Annotated in this window: 14 protein-coding genes and 1 pseudogene; 5 read left to right on the top strand and 10 right to left on the bottom strand. The window is 69.7% G+C overall.

Annotation, left to right across the window (positions count from 1 at the left end; translation table 11 throughout):
* Positions 1-36: 36 nt before the first annotated feature.
* The 4 genes from AX690_RS11475 to AX690_RS11490 are packed head-to-tail and all read right to left on the bottom strand — an operon-like array spanning position 37 to position 2400.
* Complete coding sequence (locus AX690_RS11475) at positions 37-471, bottom strand: DUF1178 family protein (RefSeq protein ID WP_066681711.1); 435 nt, start codon at positions 469-471, stop codon at positions 37-39.
* A 19-nt stretch (positions 472-490) separates the two neighbouring features.
* Entirely contained in the window at positions 491-1309 is an 819-nt protein-coding gene (locus AX690_RS11480) for a carbon-nitrogen hydrolase family protein (protein ID WP_082769621.1), read from the bottom strand.
* A gap of 14 nt (positions 1310-1323) precedes the next feature.
* Positions 1324-1578, bottom strand: a complete 255-nt coding sequence (gene grxC, locus AX690_RS11485; RefSeq protein WP_066681706.1) for a glutaredoxin 3 — start codon at positions 1576-1578, stop codon at positions 1324-1326.
* Positions 1579-1608: 30 nt separating this feature from the next.
* Complete coding sequence (locus tag AX690_RS11490) at positions 1609-2400, bottom strand: ComF family protein (protein WP_066681703.1); 792 nt, start codon at positions 2398-2400, stop codon at positions 1609-1611.
* Here AX690_RS11490 and AX690_RS11495 point away from each other — a divergent pair.
* The gene (locus AX690_RS11495) at positions 2399-3310 is read left to right on the top strand and encodes a methyltransferase domain-containing protein (protein ID WP_066681701.1); all 912 of its coding nucleotides are present in this window, start codon (positions 2399-2401) and stop codon (positions 3308-3310) included. The two genes, AX690_RS11490 and AX690_RS11495, sit on opposite strands and share 2 nt — an antisense overlap.
* Before the next feature lie 135 nt (positions 3311-3445).
* On the opposite strand, the gene mutT is transcribed toward AX690_RS11495, so the two are convergent.
* Positions 3446-3850, bottom strand: coding sequence for an 8-oxo-dGTP diphosphatase MutT (mutT, locus tag AX690_RS11500; protein ID WP_066682765.1), 405 nt, complete (start codon positions 3848-3850; stop codon positions 3446-3448).
* A 105-nt stretch (positions 3851-3955) separates the two neighbouring features.
* On the opposite strand from mutT, the pseudogene AX690_RS11505 reads away from it, so the two are divergent.
* From AX690_RS11505 to AX690_RS11515, 3 genes and pseudogenes are all read left to right on the top strand, one after another.
* Positions 3956-4404, top strand: a pseudogene (locus tag AX690_RS11505) (nuclear transport factor 2 family protein).
* 369 nt (positions 4405-4773) lie between these two features.
* Complete coding sequence (locus AX690_RS11510; RefSeq protein WP_066682763.1) at positions 4774-6198, top strand: DEAD/DEAH box helicase; 1425 nt, start codon at positions 4774-4776, stop codon at positions 6196-6198.
* Positions 6199-6456: 258 nt separating this feature from the next.
* Complete coding sequence (locus tag AX690_RS11515; RefSeq protein ID WP_231732178.1) at positions 6457-8679, top strand: sensor histidine kinase; 2223 nt, start codon at positions 6457-6459, stop codon at positions 8677-8679.
* A 175-nt stretch (positions 8680-8854) separates the two neighbouring features.
* Here the strand turns inward: AX690_RS11515 and AX690_RS11520 are convergent, their stop codons facing one another.
* Together AX690_RS11520 and AX690_RS11525 are read right to left on the bottom strand one after the other, a co-directional pair.
* A complete protein-coding gene (locus AX690_RS11520) occupies positions 8855-10405 on the bottom strand; it encodes a hypothetical protein (protein WP_066682761.1) in 1551 nt (516 codons plus the stop codon).
* A complete protein-coding gene (locus AX690_RS11525; protein WP_066682760.1) occupies positions 10405-11157 on the bottom strand; it encodes an ABC transporter ATP-binding protein in 753 nt (250 codons plus the stop codon). Before AX690_RS11525 ends, AX690_RS11520 begins: the two co-directional genes overlap by 1 nt.
* Before the next feature lie 127 nt (positions 11158-11284).
* Here AX690_RS11525 and AX690_RS11530 point away from each other — a divergent pair, with 127 nt between their 5' ends.
* On the top strand, positions 11285-13873 hold the full coding sequence (locus AX690_RS11530) for a glycosyl hydrolase 115 family protein (protein ID WP_066682759.1): 2589 nt from the start codon (positions 11285-11287) through the stop codon (positions 13871-13873).
* Between the two features lie 15 nt (positions 13874-13888).
* On the opposite strand, the gene AX690_RS11535 is transcribed toward AX690_RS11530, so the two are convergent.
* The 3 genes from AX690_RS11535 to AX690_RS11545 form a co-directional block, all read right to left on the bottom strand.
* Positions 13889-14434, bottom strand: coding sequence for a hypothetical protein (locus tag AX690_RS11535; protein WP_066682758.1), 546 nt, complete (start codon positions 14432-14434; stop codon positions 13889-13891).
* Between the two features lie 78 nt (positions 14435-14512).
* On the bottom strand, positions 14513-15088 hold the full coding sequence (locus tag AX690_RS11540; RefSeq protein ID WP_066682757.1) for a hypothetical protein: 576 nt from the start codon (positions 15086-15088) through the stop codon (positions 14513-14515).
* An 85-nt stretch (positions 15089-15173) separates the two neighbouring features.
* The gene (locus AX690_RS11545; protein WP_066730380.1) at positions 15174-15656 is read right to left on the bottom strand and encodes a hypothetical protein; all 483 of its coding nucleotides are present in this window, start codon (positions 15654-15656) and stop codon (positions 15174-15176) included.
* Positions 15657-15849 lie beyond the last annotated feature (193 nt).

Raw genomic sequence — 15849 nt, forward strand, 5'->3', positions numbered from 1 at the left:
CGGGAGAGGAAACGCGAGAAGCGTGGCGCTAGCCCCTCAATTGACCTCGGTCTTCTTCGGCGGCCCCGGCGGCAGGGGCGCGACCCGCACGCCGTCCTCGACCAGGGCCTTCACCTCGGTGGGCGAGGCCTCGCCGTAGATGCCGCGCTCCTCGGACTTGCCCTCGTGGATGGCGCGGGCCTCCTTGGCGAAGGCGTCGCCGACATAGTCGAAGTTCTCCTCGACGTGCCGGCGGACCTCGCCCATGGCGGCCATCATCATCTCGCGCATCTTGGGGTCGGGCGCCGGCGCGGCGCGCTGCGCCTTCGTGCCGGCGATAGCCGGAGCCATGATCTGCTTGGAGACGCCACGCGAGCCGCAGACCGGGCATTCGACGAGGCCGCGCGCGGCCTGGTCGTCATAGTCCGCCGACGAGCCGAACCAGCCCTCGAACTCGTGAGTCTGATCGCACTGAAGCGCGTACTTGATCATGGGATAGAGATGGAGCGTCCTAGGGCCCGACGAAAGGTCGGGCGTTCTTGAGCACGGGGATCGCGGCGCGCGCCTTGTCGGCGGCGGCCAAATCAAGGTCCGCCATCAGCACGCCCGGCTCGTCGTGGTCAAGTTTTCCGAGCACCTCGCCCCACGGACCGATGGCGATCGAGCGGCCCCAGGTGCCGCGTCCGTCCTCGTGGAAGCCGCCCTGGGCGGCGGCGATCACGAACGAGCCGGTCTCGATGGCGCGGGCCCGCAGCAGCACGTCCCAGTGCGCTTCGCCCGTCGGGCGAGTGAAGGCGGCGGGGGCCGTGATCACCGTGGCGCCGGCCAGGGCCAGGGCCCGGTGCAGGGCCGGAAAGCGCATGTCGTAGCAGATGGTCAAGCCGAGCTTGGCCCACGGCGTGTCGACGACCACCGCCCGCTCGCCCGGCGCATAGGCCTCCGACTCCCGGGCGGTTTCACCCGTCGGCAAATCGACGTCGAACATGTGCAGCTTGTCGTAGGTCGCCACGATCGCGCCGGTCGGGTCGATGACGGCCTGGCGGTTCGCCGCCTTGCCGTCCTCGCGCCGGACCAGGGCCGAGCCGATGTCGATCCAGGTCCCGGTCTCGGCCGCGATTTCGCGTAGGCCGCCCACGACCGGATCGTCCTCCAGCGCGGTCAGGGTGGGCAGCAGCTTGGCGCGGTCCTTCTGCAGGACGTTCGTGCACTCGGGCGTCAGCACGAACTGGGCGCCCTCTCCGATCGCCTGCCGCACCAGCGGCGCGACATGCGCCAGCGCCGCCGCTTGCGTGGCCGGGGTGCGCGTCTGGACCAGGCCGACGCGAAGCATGCCGCCCTGCCCCGTCATGCGGCGAGAAGCGCGTCCAGCTTGCCCTGCTCTTCCAGGGCCATCATGTCATCGCAACCGCCGATGTGCTGATCGCCGACGAAGATCTGCGGAAAGGTGTTGCGGCCCGAGCGTTGCATCATCTCCTGGCGCAGGGCCGGATTCATGCCCGCCTCGATCTCGGTGAAGTCGGCGCCCTTCTCGTTCAGCAGCGCCAGGGCGCGCGAGCAGTAGGGGCAAAACGGGCGGGTGTAGATGGTGACTTTGGCCATGCTCTTAACTCGTAGGGTGTTCCGACGCCCTCATATAGGACGGGCTTGGCCTTCTGTAACGCGGGCGATGACGGAGAGGCTTACATGGGCCGCGCCGGCCGCCAGCAGGGCCCGCGCGCAGCCCTCGGCCGTGGCGCCGGTGGTCAGAACGTCATCGACCAGAACGATCCGCTGGCCTTCGACCAGCCGGCGCCTGCCCGGCGGCACGGCGAAGGCCGCGGCGACATTGCGGCGGCGGCCCGAGGCCGACTTGCCGCCTTGACTGGCGGTGTCGCGCTTGCGGACCAGGGCGTCGGGCAGATAGGCGAGGTCCGCCATCCGCGCCAACGGCCGGGCGATCTCGGCCGCCTGGTTGTAGCGGCGGCGCAGCAGCCGGGCGCGGTGGATCGGCACGGGGACGACGGCGTCAGCCTCGGCCAGCAGATCCGCCGAGGCCCGCGACAGCCAGCGGGCGAACAGGCCCGACAGGTCCGTGCGGTCGGCATGCTTCAGCTTCAGGATCAGCTCGCGCGAGTGCTCGTCATAGACGCAGGCCGCCCGCGCCCGCTGGAACGCGCGGGGCTTGGCCTGGCAGGCCGGACAGCGGCTCTCGGCCGCGTAGGCCTGCGCCAGGCCGCAGCCGTCGCAGACCGGATCGTCCAGGAAGGTCACCTTGGAAAAGGCGCTCGCCGAAAGCCCGCCAGTCAGGGCCGCCTCGCCGTCCAGGCTGGCCGGCGGCAGCAGGAGGTCCAGCACCCCGCGTCCGAACGCGCGCAAAAAAGGCGAGACCCTTGATCGGGCCGCTTTCCATGTCGGGGCGAAATCGCCATGTTCCGCGCCCATGACCGCCTCGCCCCTTCTGTTCGACCGCGCCCTGCACCGGGCCCGCCTGGACCGCGCCGCGCCCGACTACGCGGCCGCCGACTTCCTGAAGGCGCGGGCGGCCGGCGACGTGGTCATGCGGCTGGAGACGATCCTGCGACGCTTTCCGGTCGCCGTCGACCTCGGCGCGAGAAACGGCCATTTTTTCAAAGCCTTGGAGGCCAGCGACGCCCGCGCCAACATCGACACCCTGATCGAGGCCGACCTGTCGGGACGGATGCTGGGCGGCCGGAACACCTTGCGCGTCGTCGCCGACGAGGAGCGCCTGCCGTTCGGCGACGCGACCCTCGACCTCATCGTCTCGACCCTGTCGCTGCACTGGACCAACGATCTCGTCGGCGCCCTGATCCAGATCCGCCGGGCGCTGCGACCCGACGGCCTGTTCGTCGGCGCGATCTTCGGCGGGGCCACCCTGACGGAACTCCGCCAATGCCTGCTGGCCGCCGAGGCCGAGCTGACCGACGGCGCGTCCATGCGCGTCTCGCCGTTCGCCGACGCCATCGACGCCGCGGGCCTGCTGCAACGGGCCGGCTTCGCCTTGCCCGTCGCCGACGTCGACCGGGTGAAGGTGCGCTATGCGCATCCGATCAAGCTGCTCCAAGACCTGCGCCGCATGGGCGAGACCAGCGTGCTGCTGGACCGCTCGCGCAAGCCACTGTCGCGCAAGGTGCTGTTCCGGGCCATGGAGCTCTATGTCGAGCGCTTCGCCGAGGCCGACGGCAAGGTCCCCGCGACCTTCGAGATCGTCTCGGTCACCGGCTGGGCGCCGCACGAGAGCCAGCAGAAGCCGCTGCGCCCCGGCTCGGCGAAGATGCGGCTGGCGGATGCTCTGGGCGTGAAAGAGCAGCCGGCGGGGGATAAGGCGGGATAGATCTTTCCCTCTCCCCTTGCGGGAGAGGGTGGCCCGAAGGGCCGGGTGAGGGGTCGCGCTCCGCGATCCGGAACCGTCCTTCAACCCCTCATCCGTCGCTGCGCGACACCTTCTCCCGCAAGGGGAGAAGGAAGCTCACAACACGTCCCGCAGCCACGCCACCAGCGGCTCGTCGGCCGGCGGCATGGGGTAGTCGGCCAGCTTGTCGGGCTTCACCCAGGCCAGCCCCGCGTGCTCCTTGCGGGTCACCTGCCCTTCCCAGCGGCGCAGCAGGTAGAGCGGCATCAAGAGGTGGAAGCTCTCGTAGGTGTGCGAGGCGAAGACGAACGGCGCCAGGCACGCCTGGGCGACCTTGATCCCCAGCTCCTCGTCCAGTTCGCGGATCAGACACTGCTCTGGGGTCTCGCCGGCCTCGACCTTGCCGCCCGGAAACTCCCAGAGGCCGGCCAGCTGCTTGCCCTCGGGGCGCTGGCAGATCAGCACCCGCCCGTCGACATCGATCAGGGCGGCGGCGGCGACGAGGACGATGGGCTTGCTCATGGGCCGGGTTTGGCGTGGTGGGCGCGCACTGGCAAGAGGCGGCTCGCCCCATCGCCGCCGCATTTACCCCTGTAACTCCCAATGGTCATTGGGAGGGACACCATCATGCGCAACACGATCGCGGCCCTGGCCGCCGTTACGACCCTGCTCGCCGCCGCTCCGGCCCTGGCCCAGGCGGCCAATCCCGAGGAGCCCGCCGTGCGCGCGGTGCTGGAGCACTATCTGGCCGGCCACGCCACCGGTGATCCCAAGGAATTCCGCCAGGCCTTCCACGACGAGGGTCGGCTGATGTGGATCCGCGAGGGCGCGCTGGTCCAGCGCTCGGACGACGAGTACATCGCCGGCGCGTCCGGCAAGCCCGCCGCCGACGAGGCCCAGCGCAAGCGCTGGATCGAGTCGATCTCGATCACCGGCTCGGCCGCCAGCGCCAGATCGTGCTGGACTACCCGACCGCCGTGCTCACCGACTACATGCAGCTGCTGAAGACCCCGGACGGCTGGAAGATCGTGCACAAGATCTTCGACGTGGCCCCCAAACCCAAGCCGGCGGCATAAGGGTGACAAGATGCTCCCCCGCGATGCGGGGGAGCTGTCGCGGCAGCGACTGAGGGGGCAAGCTGGAGATAGGCTGAGGTCGCCCCCTCCGGCCCTCTGGGCCACCTCCCCCGCGTCGCGGGAGAGGAACTGGCTGTGCCCAAAACTTGACTTTCCCGCTGGGATAACCGATACGGGCCCTGCGCCACTCCGGCGCTATTGGCGCTCCAGCCGCGTGAGGGTCCGTTCTCGGGCCAGCCTGTCGAGCGCCTTGAGAACTTTTTCTCACCCGATCGCCCGTGCACGCGGGGCGCTCCCCCGAACGATAGCCGAAGGGTTAGCCGTGCGATGACGCATGGCCCGCGTCGGCGTACGAAAGAACCAACACACGTGACTCAATTTTCCGACCTTGGCCTGGCCAAGCCGCTGCTGAAGGCCCTCGCCGAGAAGGGCTACAAGGAGCCGACGCCGATCCAGGCCCAGGCCATCCCGGTCGTGCTGCAAGGCAAGGACCTCTTGGGCATCGCCCAGACCGGCACCGGCAAGACCGCCGCCTTCGCCCTGCCGATCCTTCAGCGTCTGGCCGAAGACCGCAAACCGGCCCCGCGCCGCGGCTTCCGCTGCCTGGTGCTGTCGCCGACCCGCGAACTGGCGACCCAGATCGCCGAGAACTTCAAGGCCTACGCCGTCCACATGGGCCTGTCGGTCCACACCATCTATGGCGGCGTCAAGTACGGCCCGCAGATGAAGGCGCTGGCCGGCGGCATCGACGTCCTGGTCGCCACCCCCGGCCGCCTGATGGACCACATGGCCGAGAAGTCGGCCATCGTCTCGGGCACCGAGATCTTCGTCCTCGACGAAGCCGACCAGATGCTGGACCTGGGCTTCGTGGTGCCGATCCGCAAGATCGCCGCCCAGCTGACCAAGAACCGCCAGAACCTGTTCTTCTCGGCCACCATGCCCAGCGAGATCGGCAAGCTGGCCGGCGAGCTGCTGAAGGACCCGGTGCAGGTCTCGGTCGCGCCGCAGGCCACCACGGTCGAGCGCATCGACCAGCGCGTCCTGTTCATCGAGGCCCAGCGCAAGCGTCCGCTGCTGGCCGAGCTGTTCGCCGATAGCAGCTTCTCGCGCACCATCGTCTTCACCCGCACCAAGCGCGGCGCCGACCGGGTGGCCAAGTACCTGAACGCCGCCGGCGTCGAGGCCGCCTCGATCCACGGCGACAAGACCCAAGGCCAGCGCGAGCGGGCCCTGGCCGCCTTCAAGGCCGGCGAGATGCGGGCCCTGGTGGCGACCGACATCGCCGCGCGCGGCATCGACGTCAACGACGTCAGCCACGTCATCAACTACGAGCTGCCCAACGTGCCGGAGGCCTATGTCCACCGGATCGGCCGCACCGCCCGCAAGGGCAAGGACGGCATCGCCATCAGCTTCTGCTCGGACGACGAACGCAGCCTGCTGAAGGACATCCAGAAGGCCACCCGCCAGACGATCCCGTCATTTGATCGCCGCAACGACAAGCAGCTGGCGGCGGCCGCGGCCGTGGCCGACAAGCTGGTCCCGGCCGATCGTCACGTGGACCCCCGCCGCGCCGACCCGCGCAACGACGTCCCGTCCGAGCTGCGCCGCAAGCGCAATCGCAACGGCAATCGTAACGGCGGCGGCGGCCAGAAGGGCCCGCAGGCTCAAGGCCAGGGGCGCGGTCAGGGCCAGGGCAAACCCCAGGGCCAGAAGGCCGCCGGCGGCGGCAACAGCTTCCGCGGTCCCAAGCGCGCCCCGGCCCCAGCCGAGAAGCGCTGGTCGCCGATCGACTAGACCTACCCGTTTTCTGATCGCGACCAGAAACGGATAACGGGGCTACACGCCGAGATTGGAGCGTGGCGGGCGCCGAAGCCGCAAACGGTTTCCGCCGCCACGCTCCAACCGCTATAGCCAAGCCTGCGACCTTTTGTTGCAGGCCCCTCCCTAAGCAACCGCTATAGGGTTTGCCCCTCGCTTAGGCCGGCTGACGAGCCGGATTGGGGGGCCAACGGAATGGGCGGGAGCGAGCCCGACGCCGCGCCTGGACTGACCATGCTCGCCCGTGGCGAGATGGCCGACCGCGTGCGCGCGTTCGACTGGTCGGCCACGCCCCTGGGCGCGATCGAGACCTGGTCGCCCAGCCTTCGCTTCGCCGTCGACATGGTGCTGACCACCCAGCTGCCCATGGCCCTGCGCTGGGGCCCCGAGCTGGTGCTGATCTATAACGACGCCTATGCGCCGGCCCTGGCCGAGCGCCATCCCGAATATCTGGGCGTCCTGTTCAAGAACACCTCGGCCGATTTCCAGGCCTCGACCCGCGCGCTCTACGCCGACCTGCTCAGCGGCGCCAGCCGAGGCTTCGTGTTCGAGAAGCTGCCCTACAGGCTGATGCGGACCGACCGCCAGGAGACCGCCTGGTTCACGGTCAGCTACAGCCCCGTCCCCGACGCCACCGCGCCGCACGGCGTGGGCGGCGTGCTGATCAGCGCCGTCGAGATCACCGAGACCGTCAAGGCCACGCAAGAGCTGCGCGGCGTCGAAGAGCGCTACGAACTGGCCCGCGAGGCCGCCGGCGTGGTCGGCGCCTGGGAATGGGACGTCAAGGCCAACAAGGTCTATGCCGACGCCCGCTACGCCGAACTGCACGGCGTCGTGCCCGAACTGGCCGCCGCCGGCCTGCCCGTCGAGGCCTTTACGCCCGCCATTCACCCGGACGACGCGGATCGGATCAGCGCCGTGGCGATGGCGTCGCTGCGCGCCGGCGGCGACTTCTCCGATGAATACCGGCTGGTCCAGAAGGACGGATCGATCCGCTGGATCTACACGCGCGGCCGAGCCTATCCGGCGCCCGACGGCAAACCCGCGCGCAACACCGGCGTCATCATCGACATCACCGAGCGCAAGCAGGTCGAGGCCGCCCTGGCGGCCGCGCGCGTCGACATCGACCTGGCCGCCCAGGCCGCCGGCATGGGCCGCTGGGACCATAATCCGTCGAAGGGCCTGCGGTACTGGGATCCCCGGGCGCGCGCCATCTTCGGCATCCCGCCGGACGCCCCGACCTCGACCTCGCTGTTCGAGCGCGCGGTGCACCCCAGCGACCTGCCGGCCGTGCGCGCGGCGGTGGCGGCGGCTGTCGATCCGGACGGCTCGGGCCTGATGAACCTGGAGTACCGGATTGTCCGGCAGAACGGCGCCGTGCGCTGGGTCGAGGTGTTCGGCCGCGCCTTCTTCGAAGGCCGGGTGTGCGTGCGCTTCGTCGGGGTGGTGTCGGACGTCACCGAACGGCGCGAGGCGATCGACCGGCTGCTGCGCCAGGAGGAAACCCTGCGCCTGGCCGTGGACGCGGCGGATGTGGGCACCTGGGACCACAATCTGGAGACCGGCGAGGTGCGGCTCTCCGACCGCTGCTACGCCATGTTCGGCATGCCGCCTGGCGAGCCGGCGGACCTCACGGCCATGCTTCCGCTCACCCACCCCGCCGACGTCCAGCATGTCCAGGAGGCGCTCGAGCGCGCGCTAAACCCCGATCTGCGCGCCGACTACGCCGTCGAGTTCCGCGTGATCGGCCGCGACGACCATGTCGAACGCTGGCTCAGCGCCAAGGGCAAGGTGTTCTTCGGCGACAACGGCAAGCCTCTGCGGTTCGTCGGCGCGGCCGTCAACATCACCGACCGCAAGCGGGCCGAGCTGCACCTGCGCCTGCTGGTCAACGAGATGAACCATCGGGTGAAGAACAGCCTGGCCACGATCCAGGCGATCGCGGCCCAGACCTTCACCGACACCTATCCCCTGCCCCAGGCCAAGGAGGCGTTCGCCGACCGCCTGGTGGCCCTGGCCGAGGCGCACGATCTCCTGACCCGCGAGAACTGGGACGGCGCCGATCTGCACGCGGTGGCCGAGCGGCTGGCGGCGCTGCACGGCGGCGCGAACCGGTTCGAGCTGAGCGGCCCGGCTGTGCGCCTGTCCCCCAAGACCGCCCTCTCGCTGTCGATGGCGCTGCACGAGCTGGCCACCAACGCCCTCAAGTACGGCGCGCTGCACGCGCCGTCCGGGCGCGTCCGGATCGCCTGGGAGGTGGCGGACGGCCAGGGCGCCGAACGCCTGCGCCTGACCTGGACCGAGCGCGACGGACCGCCCGTGACCCCGCCCGCCCAGCGCGGCTTTGGCACGCGCCTGATCGAGCGCGGCCTGGCCGCGGAGCTGTCGGGCTCGGCTGAGATCGACTTCCGCCCCGAGGGCGTCGTCTGCCGGATCGAGGCGCTGCTGGAGGCGTAAGGGTTTAAGGTCCGCGGCCAGAGTCCCCCATTCCACCGACCTCCCCGGCGAATGCCGGGGCCCAGATTCATCCGGGACAGGTGACGATGATGCGCTATCGCGCGGGGTGAAAAGATCAGGCGGCCAGGGGCTCGATCTGGGTCCCGGCATTCGCCGGGAAGATCGGACAAAACTCCTAAGAGACCGCCGCCGCGCGCAGGGCCGCGGCGATCTGCTCCTCGGTGCGGCGCAGGGCCATCATCAGCGCTCCGGCGACGATCAGCGGCAGCGGCGCCCAGGCCAGCCAGCCGGCCACGGCCAGCGCCGTCGCCGCGCCCAGCAGCATGGTCACGGCCAACTCGCCCAGGGCCGCCAGGAACGAGCTCGCTCGGCGGCGGCGGAAGTCGGCGCGCTTGCCCGGCTTCTGACGCCAGATTCCGATCATGCCGGCCGCCCAGGCCGTGAGCCCCGAGCCGACCGCGGTCCAGAAGCCGGCCATGGGCTGGAACCAGGCCATCACCGCGACCGGAACGACCAGCAGCAGACCGACCGGGATCAGGGCTGCCGCCAACTTGGCGCGGTTCAGCACCGACACCGGCGTCGGCGACAGGGCCAGAAGGTCCGGCGTGTCCTCCGCCGAAACGGTGATCCAGATCAGGCTGCCCGCGACCTGGCCGGCCAGGAAGGCGACGCCCGCCGCGCCGCCGGCCAGCATCCAGGCGGGCTGCTCGGCGGCGTTGCGGGCCAGAACCAGGGCCAGCGGCAGCATATAGAGCACGCGCAGAAGCACCTGCGACAGCAGGGCCGCGTCGCGTCCCATCAGCCGCAGCTCCTTGCGCAGCGTCGCCCGGAAGGCGCCGGCGGCGAAAGCGCGGCCGGGCCCCTTGGCGGCCTTGCGGGTCTCGGCTCCCTGGGTGGCGGCGGCCGCGTCGGCGAAGCGGCGGCCCAGCGTCCAGGCCGACAGCAGAAAGATCCCCGCCCCGATCGCGACCAGGGCCAACAGCGGCAGGGGCTGGCCCAGCGCCGCCCGCAGCGGCAGGTCGGCCATGGGCGGCAGCGTGATGCGCCCCTCCTTGGCGTCGAGGGCGATGCGCGCGAACAGGCTCTCGCTGGCCTTCTCGCCCATCAGGTTGCGGTACTGGCTGGCCAGGAAGAAGGCCGCGCCGATCAGGGCGGCCATCACCTGGGCGACGGTGCGGGTGCGGCGCGGACCGATCAGGGCGAACAGCGCCATGGCCAGCAGCAGGCCCACGCCCGCGGCGGCCAGGGCGGCGGCGATCAGCACCACGAACACCGACGCCCAGGCCGGATGGCCCAGCACGATCGATGGGGTCAGCAGCAGCACCGCCGGGACCAGGAACCAAAGAAGGGCGGACACCGCCAGGCCCAAGGCCCGCACGAACAGCACCTTGCGCGGCGACAAGGGCGAGGAGAACAGAAGGTCGAGATCTCCGCGCACATAGAGGGCGTCGGCCGCGCCCGCCAGGGCGGTGGACAGCATCAGGGTCAGGATCACCGCCAGGGCGAGCGCCGCGATCGTGATCGACAGCGGCTGGACCGGGACCTCGTGCCCCCTCATGCCCAGGGCCAGGAACACGCCGCCGATCAGGATCATCACCCCCAGCACCGAGAAGGCGATGATGCTGCCCACGGCCCCGCGCTTGCGGCCGGCCATGGCGCCGCGCCAGGTCAGGCGCAGTTCGTGGGCGAGCAGCCAGGGCGTGCTGGCCGGCTTGAACAGCGCCATCAGGCGGCCTCGGCCGTCAGCTGCAGGAAGATGTCCTCAAGCGTGCCGCCGCCCACGCGCTCGCCGGCCTTGCCGCGCAGCTCGTCCAGCGTGCCCTCGGACAGCAGGCGACCGCCGGCGATGATGCCGATGCGGTCGGCCATGCGCTCGGCGACCTCAAGGATGTGGGTGGTGAGGATCACCGTGGCGCCCGCGTCGACCCGGGCCCGCAGCATGTCCTTCACGAGGCGCGCGGCGGCGGCGTCCAGGCCGGTCAGCGGCTCGTCCAGAATCAAGAGCTTGGGCTCGTGGATCAGCGCCCCGGCCAGGGCGACCTTCTGCTTCATGCCGCGCGAGAAGCCCTCGCACCGCCGCCGCGCCTCGTCGCTCAGGCCCAGAGTGGCGAGCAATTCCTCGGCCCGCGCCTTCGCCGTCGTCGGGTCGATGTTCCAGAGGCCGGCGACGAACTCCAGATATTCCAGCGGCGTCAGCTTGTCGTAGATCATCGCCTCGTCCGGCGCCCAGGCCAGCAGGGCCTTGGCGCCGGCGGGCTCCTTGCGGGCGTCGACGCCGAAGATCGAAACCTCGCCCTTGTCCGGCTGGGTCAGCCCCGCCACCATGCGCAAGGTCGTGGTCTTGCCCGCGCCGTTGGGCCCGAGCAGCGCATAGAGCTCGCCCGCATGGACCGTCAGGTCCAGATCCGACACGGCGGGCTTGGCGAACGTCTTGCTCAGACCTCGCACGATCAAAGCTTCGGTCAAACTCGCCCCCAGACAACCTTACGGCGGGGAGTTGAACGCGATTGCGCGGAAGACGGCAAGGGTTCGGCGGAGGCAGGCTTGATGGTCAGACCATAGCGCTTTATTGGTCAGATAACATAACGAAGATCAGGGAAGACGCGTGCAGGTTCATCGGTTCATCACGCGAGGCGCGTTCGGCCTCGCCCTCTCCCTGACCGCCGCTTCAGCCCTCGCCTGCGAGACGCCGGTCAGCGTCTGCGCCACGGGTAGGACCGGCAGCCTTCCGTTGATCCAGAGGGGCCGCCCGGCCGCCGTCTATATCGACGCCAACGCCAACCCCGCCGTGCGCCACGCCGCCGAGAGCCTGCGCGGCGACCTCGCCCGCGTCGGCGGCGGCGAGGCCGTGAAGCTCGACGATCTCTCCAAGGCCAGCGGTCCGGTGGTGATCCTCGGCGTGTTGGGCCAGAGCCCGGTGATCGACGGCCTGGTCAAGTCCGGCAAGCTGAAGGTCGAGGACCTGCAAGGCCAGTGGGAGGGCTTCCGCCAGGTGGTGGTCGAGCGCCCTGCCCCCAACATCCCGCGCGCCCTGGTGATCGTCGGCTCGGACCGGCGCGGGGCGGTGTTCGGCGCCTATGACCTCTCCGAACGCATCGGCGTCTCGCCGTGGGTCTGGTGGGCCGACGTCCCGGTGACGCGCAAGAGCGACCTGTTCCTGACCGCCGGCGCCCGCGCCGACCACCCGCGCGTCAAGTATCGCGGCTTCTTCATCAACGACGAGAACCCGGCCTTCAGCGGCTGGACCAAGGCCAAGTTCGGCGGGGTCAATTCCAAGGCCTACGCCCACGTCTTCGAGCTGATGCTGCGCCTGAAGGGCAACTATCTGTGGCCGGCCATGTGGGCGCCCAAGGCGTTCAACGACGACGATCCGCAAAGCAAGGTGATCGCCGACGAGATGGGCGTGGTGATGGGCAGTTCGCACCACGAGCCGATGACCCGCGCCCAGGACGAATGGCATCGCAACAAGGACAAGGGCGTCACCGGCGGGCGCTGGGACTACACCGTCAACGCCGACAACCTGCGGACCTTCTGGCGGGGCGGCATCGAGCGGATGATGTCGAAAGGCGACGGCACGCCCTACGAGAGCGTCGTGACCGTGGGCATGCGCGGCGACGGCGACGAGCCGATGGCCGAGGGCGCGGCGACCCAGCTCTTGGAAAAGATCGTCGCCGACCAGCGCCAGATCATCGCCGACGTCACCGGCAAGCCCGCCGACCAGACCCCGCAGATCTGGGCGCTCTATAAAGAGGTCCAGGACTATTACGACCACGGCATGCGGGTGCCCGACGACGTGACCCTGCTGTTCGCCGACGACAACTGGGGCCAGATCCGCCGCCTGCCGGTGGCCGGCAAGGACAAGCTGCCGCGCGCCGGCGGCTACGGCGTCTACTACCACTTCGACTATGTCGGCGGTCCGCGGAACTACAAGTGGATCAACACCAACCAGGTCGCCAAGGTCTGGCAGCAGATGGATCTCGCCTACCAGCGCGAGGCGCGGAACCTGTGGATCGTCAATGTCGGCGACATCAAGCCGATGGAGTATCCGCTGAGCTTCTTCCTGCGCATGGCCTGGAACCCCGAGGCGATGACGCCCAAGGTGCTGGCAGCCTTCCCGCGCGATTGGGCGTCCGAGACCTTCGGCCCCGCCCTCGCCAGCGAGATCGGTGAAGCGCTTTTGGAATACGAGACCCTGGCCTCGCGGCGGAAGCCCGAGCTGATCGACCAGGACACCTTCCCGTTGGGCCCGGACAACGGCGCCGGACCGCTGGACGGCGGCGAATTCGGCGACATCGTCGATCGCTGGCGGGCGCTGGACGCCAAGGTCGCGGCGATCAAGACCAAGCTGCGCCCCGACCAGCTGGACGCCTACTACCAGCTGGTCGAATATCCGGTCACGGCCTTCGCCAACCTCTATGAGATGTACTACGCCACGGCCTGGAACCGGCGGCTGTCGGCCCGCAACGACGCCCGCGCCAATGTCTTCGCCGACAAGGTCGAGGCCGCCTTCAAGCGCGACGCCGACCTGACCGCCCAATACCACGCCCTGAACGGCGGCAAGTGGGACGGCATGATGAACCAGGTCCACATGAGCTATGTGATCTGGAACGATCCCACCCAGCAGACCATGCCCAGCGTCGCCCGCGTCTCGGCCGACACCCCGCCCGAGAAGCTGGCCGCCAAGGTCGTCTTCGCCCGCTCTGGCGCGACCGATCCGAACCTCGTCACGATCGAGGCCGCCAAGTTCGACCGCGCGGTCGGCGGCAAGGGTCTCTCCTGGACCGTCGTCCCGCGCCTAGGCCGCGGCGACGCGGTGCTGGCCCTGCCGCAGGGCCGCCCCTCGACCACCGCCGCCGACGGCGTGCGGCTGGAGTATGGCGTGCAGATCCCGCGCTCGGGTCCGGCCACGGTCCGCCTCGCCCTCGCCCCCACCCTGGACGCCACCGGCGGCGATGGGATCAAGATCGGGATCTCGATCGACGACGGCCCCATGCAGGTGGTGAAGTCCGACCTGATCCCAACGCCCGGCGCGGCCAGCCGTCCGGAGCAGGCGCGGTGGATCGAGGCGGTGAAGAACCACGTCCACACGGTCGAGGCCCGCTTCCCCGAGGTCTCGGCGGGCCGTCACATCGTGAAGGTCTGGCGCCTCGACGACAACGCGGTGCTGGAAAAGGTGTCGGTGGATCTGGGGTGAGGGCTCAGCCCACTGTCATCGGGCCTGGCAGAGGGAGGACGGCGTCGTGCGGGCATACACGCTGGAGGACAAGGCGCGAGTGCGGCCATTGGACTTGGGGCCGGGAACGGTGACGCTGGCGACTGTCCAGCGACCGTTCCGCTCCGAGCAGTAGATATCGCGCTCCACTCTATCCCCGTCGAAGAGTCCCGATAAGCCGGGACGGAAGCGCTCGGGACGCGCCAGGATCGCCGCACGGGCCATAGCGCCCAGCGCCGAGGCGTCGCCCCGCTCCACGATCGCCGTGCAGCCACCGTCCATCCATGCGACGACATAGGACGGCTGAAGAAGTCCGAGCCTCCAGGCCTTGTCTTCAGCGGTCCCACCGAGGGCCGCGGATGGCACGGGCAGCATTCCCGCGGCCTTGGCCAAGCCCTCGATGGGACGGCCTTCGACGACCGATTTCAGGCAGACGTCCGCGAAGGCGACGTGGCCGGGCGCCTCGGCGCCAGCCGAAAGGCGCGGATGCGGCTCGGAGTCCGCGAAAACCAGCAACGCCGCGAGTTGGAGAGCTACCGTCAAACGACACCCCTAGGTTAACGCGAGATCAACCTTAGGCGGTGGCAATTGCCGCCGCAATCCTGCAGCAACCTCCGCCCCTCAGAACTTGGTCTTGCAGCCCTGCTTCAGGTGAACGCCGCGCAGGAAGCCGCGACGGGCCAGGCCCGCGTCGACCGCCGCGTTCATCGCCCGATCGGCGGGGGCGGCGCCGGTCACCTCGCGCACCAGGCCGCGGAACGGGATGATGCTGTTGATGATCGTCTTGCCGCCCGCCTCGGCCAGCTTGCCGGCGCGGTTCTCCTTGTATTCGTTGCCGACCACATAGTCGGGACCCAGCACGCCGTTCAGGTTGGCGACCTCGGCGGCCAGGGCCTTGCAGGTCTTCAGGCCGACCAGGCTGTAGGGATCGTCATAGGCCTTCTGCAGGATCGGCGGCACCTCGCGCTTGGACATGCCGACATCGCGGGCCGGCTGCGAGCCGATGTCGAGCGCCTTCTTGCGGGTGTCGTCCCATCGACCAGGCTCTTCCTGCGACGTGGTCTTATCCTGCGCCTTGGAGGCGTCGGACTTGGCCTCCGACTTGGACTGCTCCGCCTTGCTCTGACCCGCCGTCGCCGGCGAGGCCGCCAAAGCCAGGGCCATCGCCCCGAACAGAACCGATCGCTTCACGGACATCGCACGCCCTTTACCCAGCTGAACACCGATCAGGAACGGCGCTGGAACCCAGCGGTTCCGTTCCCGACGCTGCTTCCAGCCAAGCTTAGTTCGGCAATGTGGCCGCTTCCAGGTCGAAGGCGCCGTCCAGAGCGTCCTCGCCGGGGATCTCGCCCAGCAGGGCCGAGGCGAACAGCGGCTCCAGGGCGCCCCAGACATAGGTCAGCTGCTCGAGCACGGCGGGAACGCCGGAGAGGTCGAAGCCAGGATAGAGGTCCTCGACCAGCCACAGGCCGGTCTCGACGTCATAGGCGAAGCGGCAGCCGATCAGGCGGAACTGGACGCGGACGATGGTCTCGAACAGGGCGGTCAGGTCACGAGCCTGGCCCAGGTCCTCGGGATCCAGCACCAGGCAGCGCGCCTGCACCCAGCCGTGGTCGGGCAGCAGATAGAAGGCGCCGTCCTCTTCGTCCTCGCCCGAGACTTCCAGCCCCCGGTCGATCGCCTCGACCACATAGCCGGCGGCGCGGCAAACCTCGGTCAGCTTGGCCAGCTGGGCGGCTTCCTGGTCGGGGGTGAGGTCGGTCATGGGGGAGGCTCCGGGGGTGTTTGGGGCGGAGAGGATTTAGCACGAAGACGCGGTCGCCGCCCCCTTCTCCCCTTGCGGGAGAAGGTGGCGCGCAGCGCCGGATGAGGGGTTGAAGAGCCTTTCCGACGGCGGAGCGCAACCCCTCACCCGACCCACTTCGTGGGCCACCCTCTCCCGCAAGGGGAGAGGGAAA

The organism is Caulobacter sp. CCH9-E1, assembly GCF_001556515.1.
Taxonomy (GTDB): Bacteria; Pseudomonadota; Alphaproteobacteria; order Caulobacterales; family Caulobacteraceae; genus Caulobacter.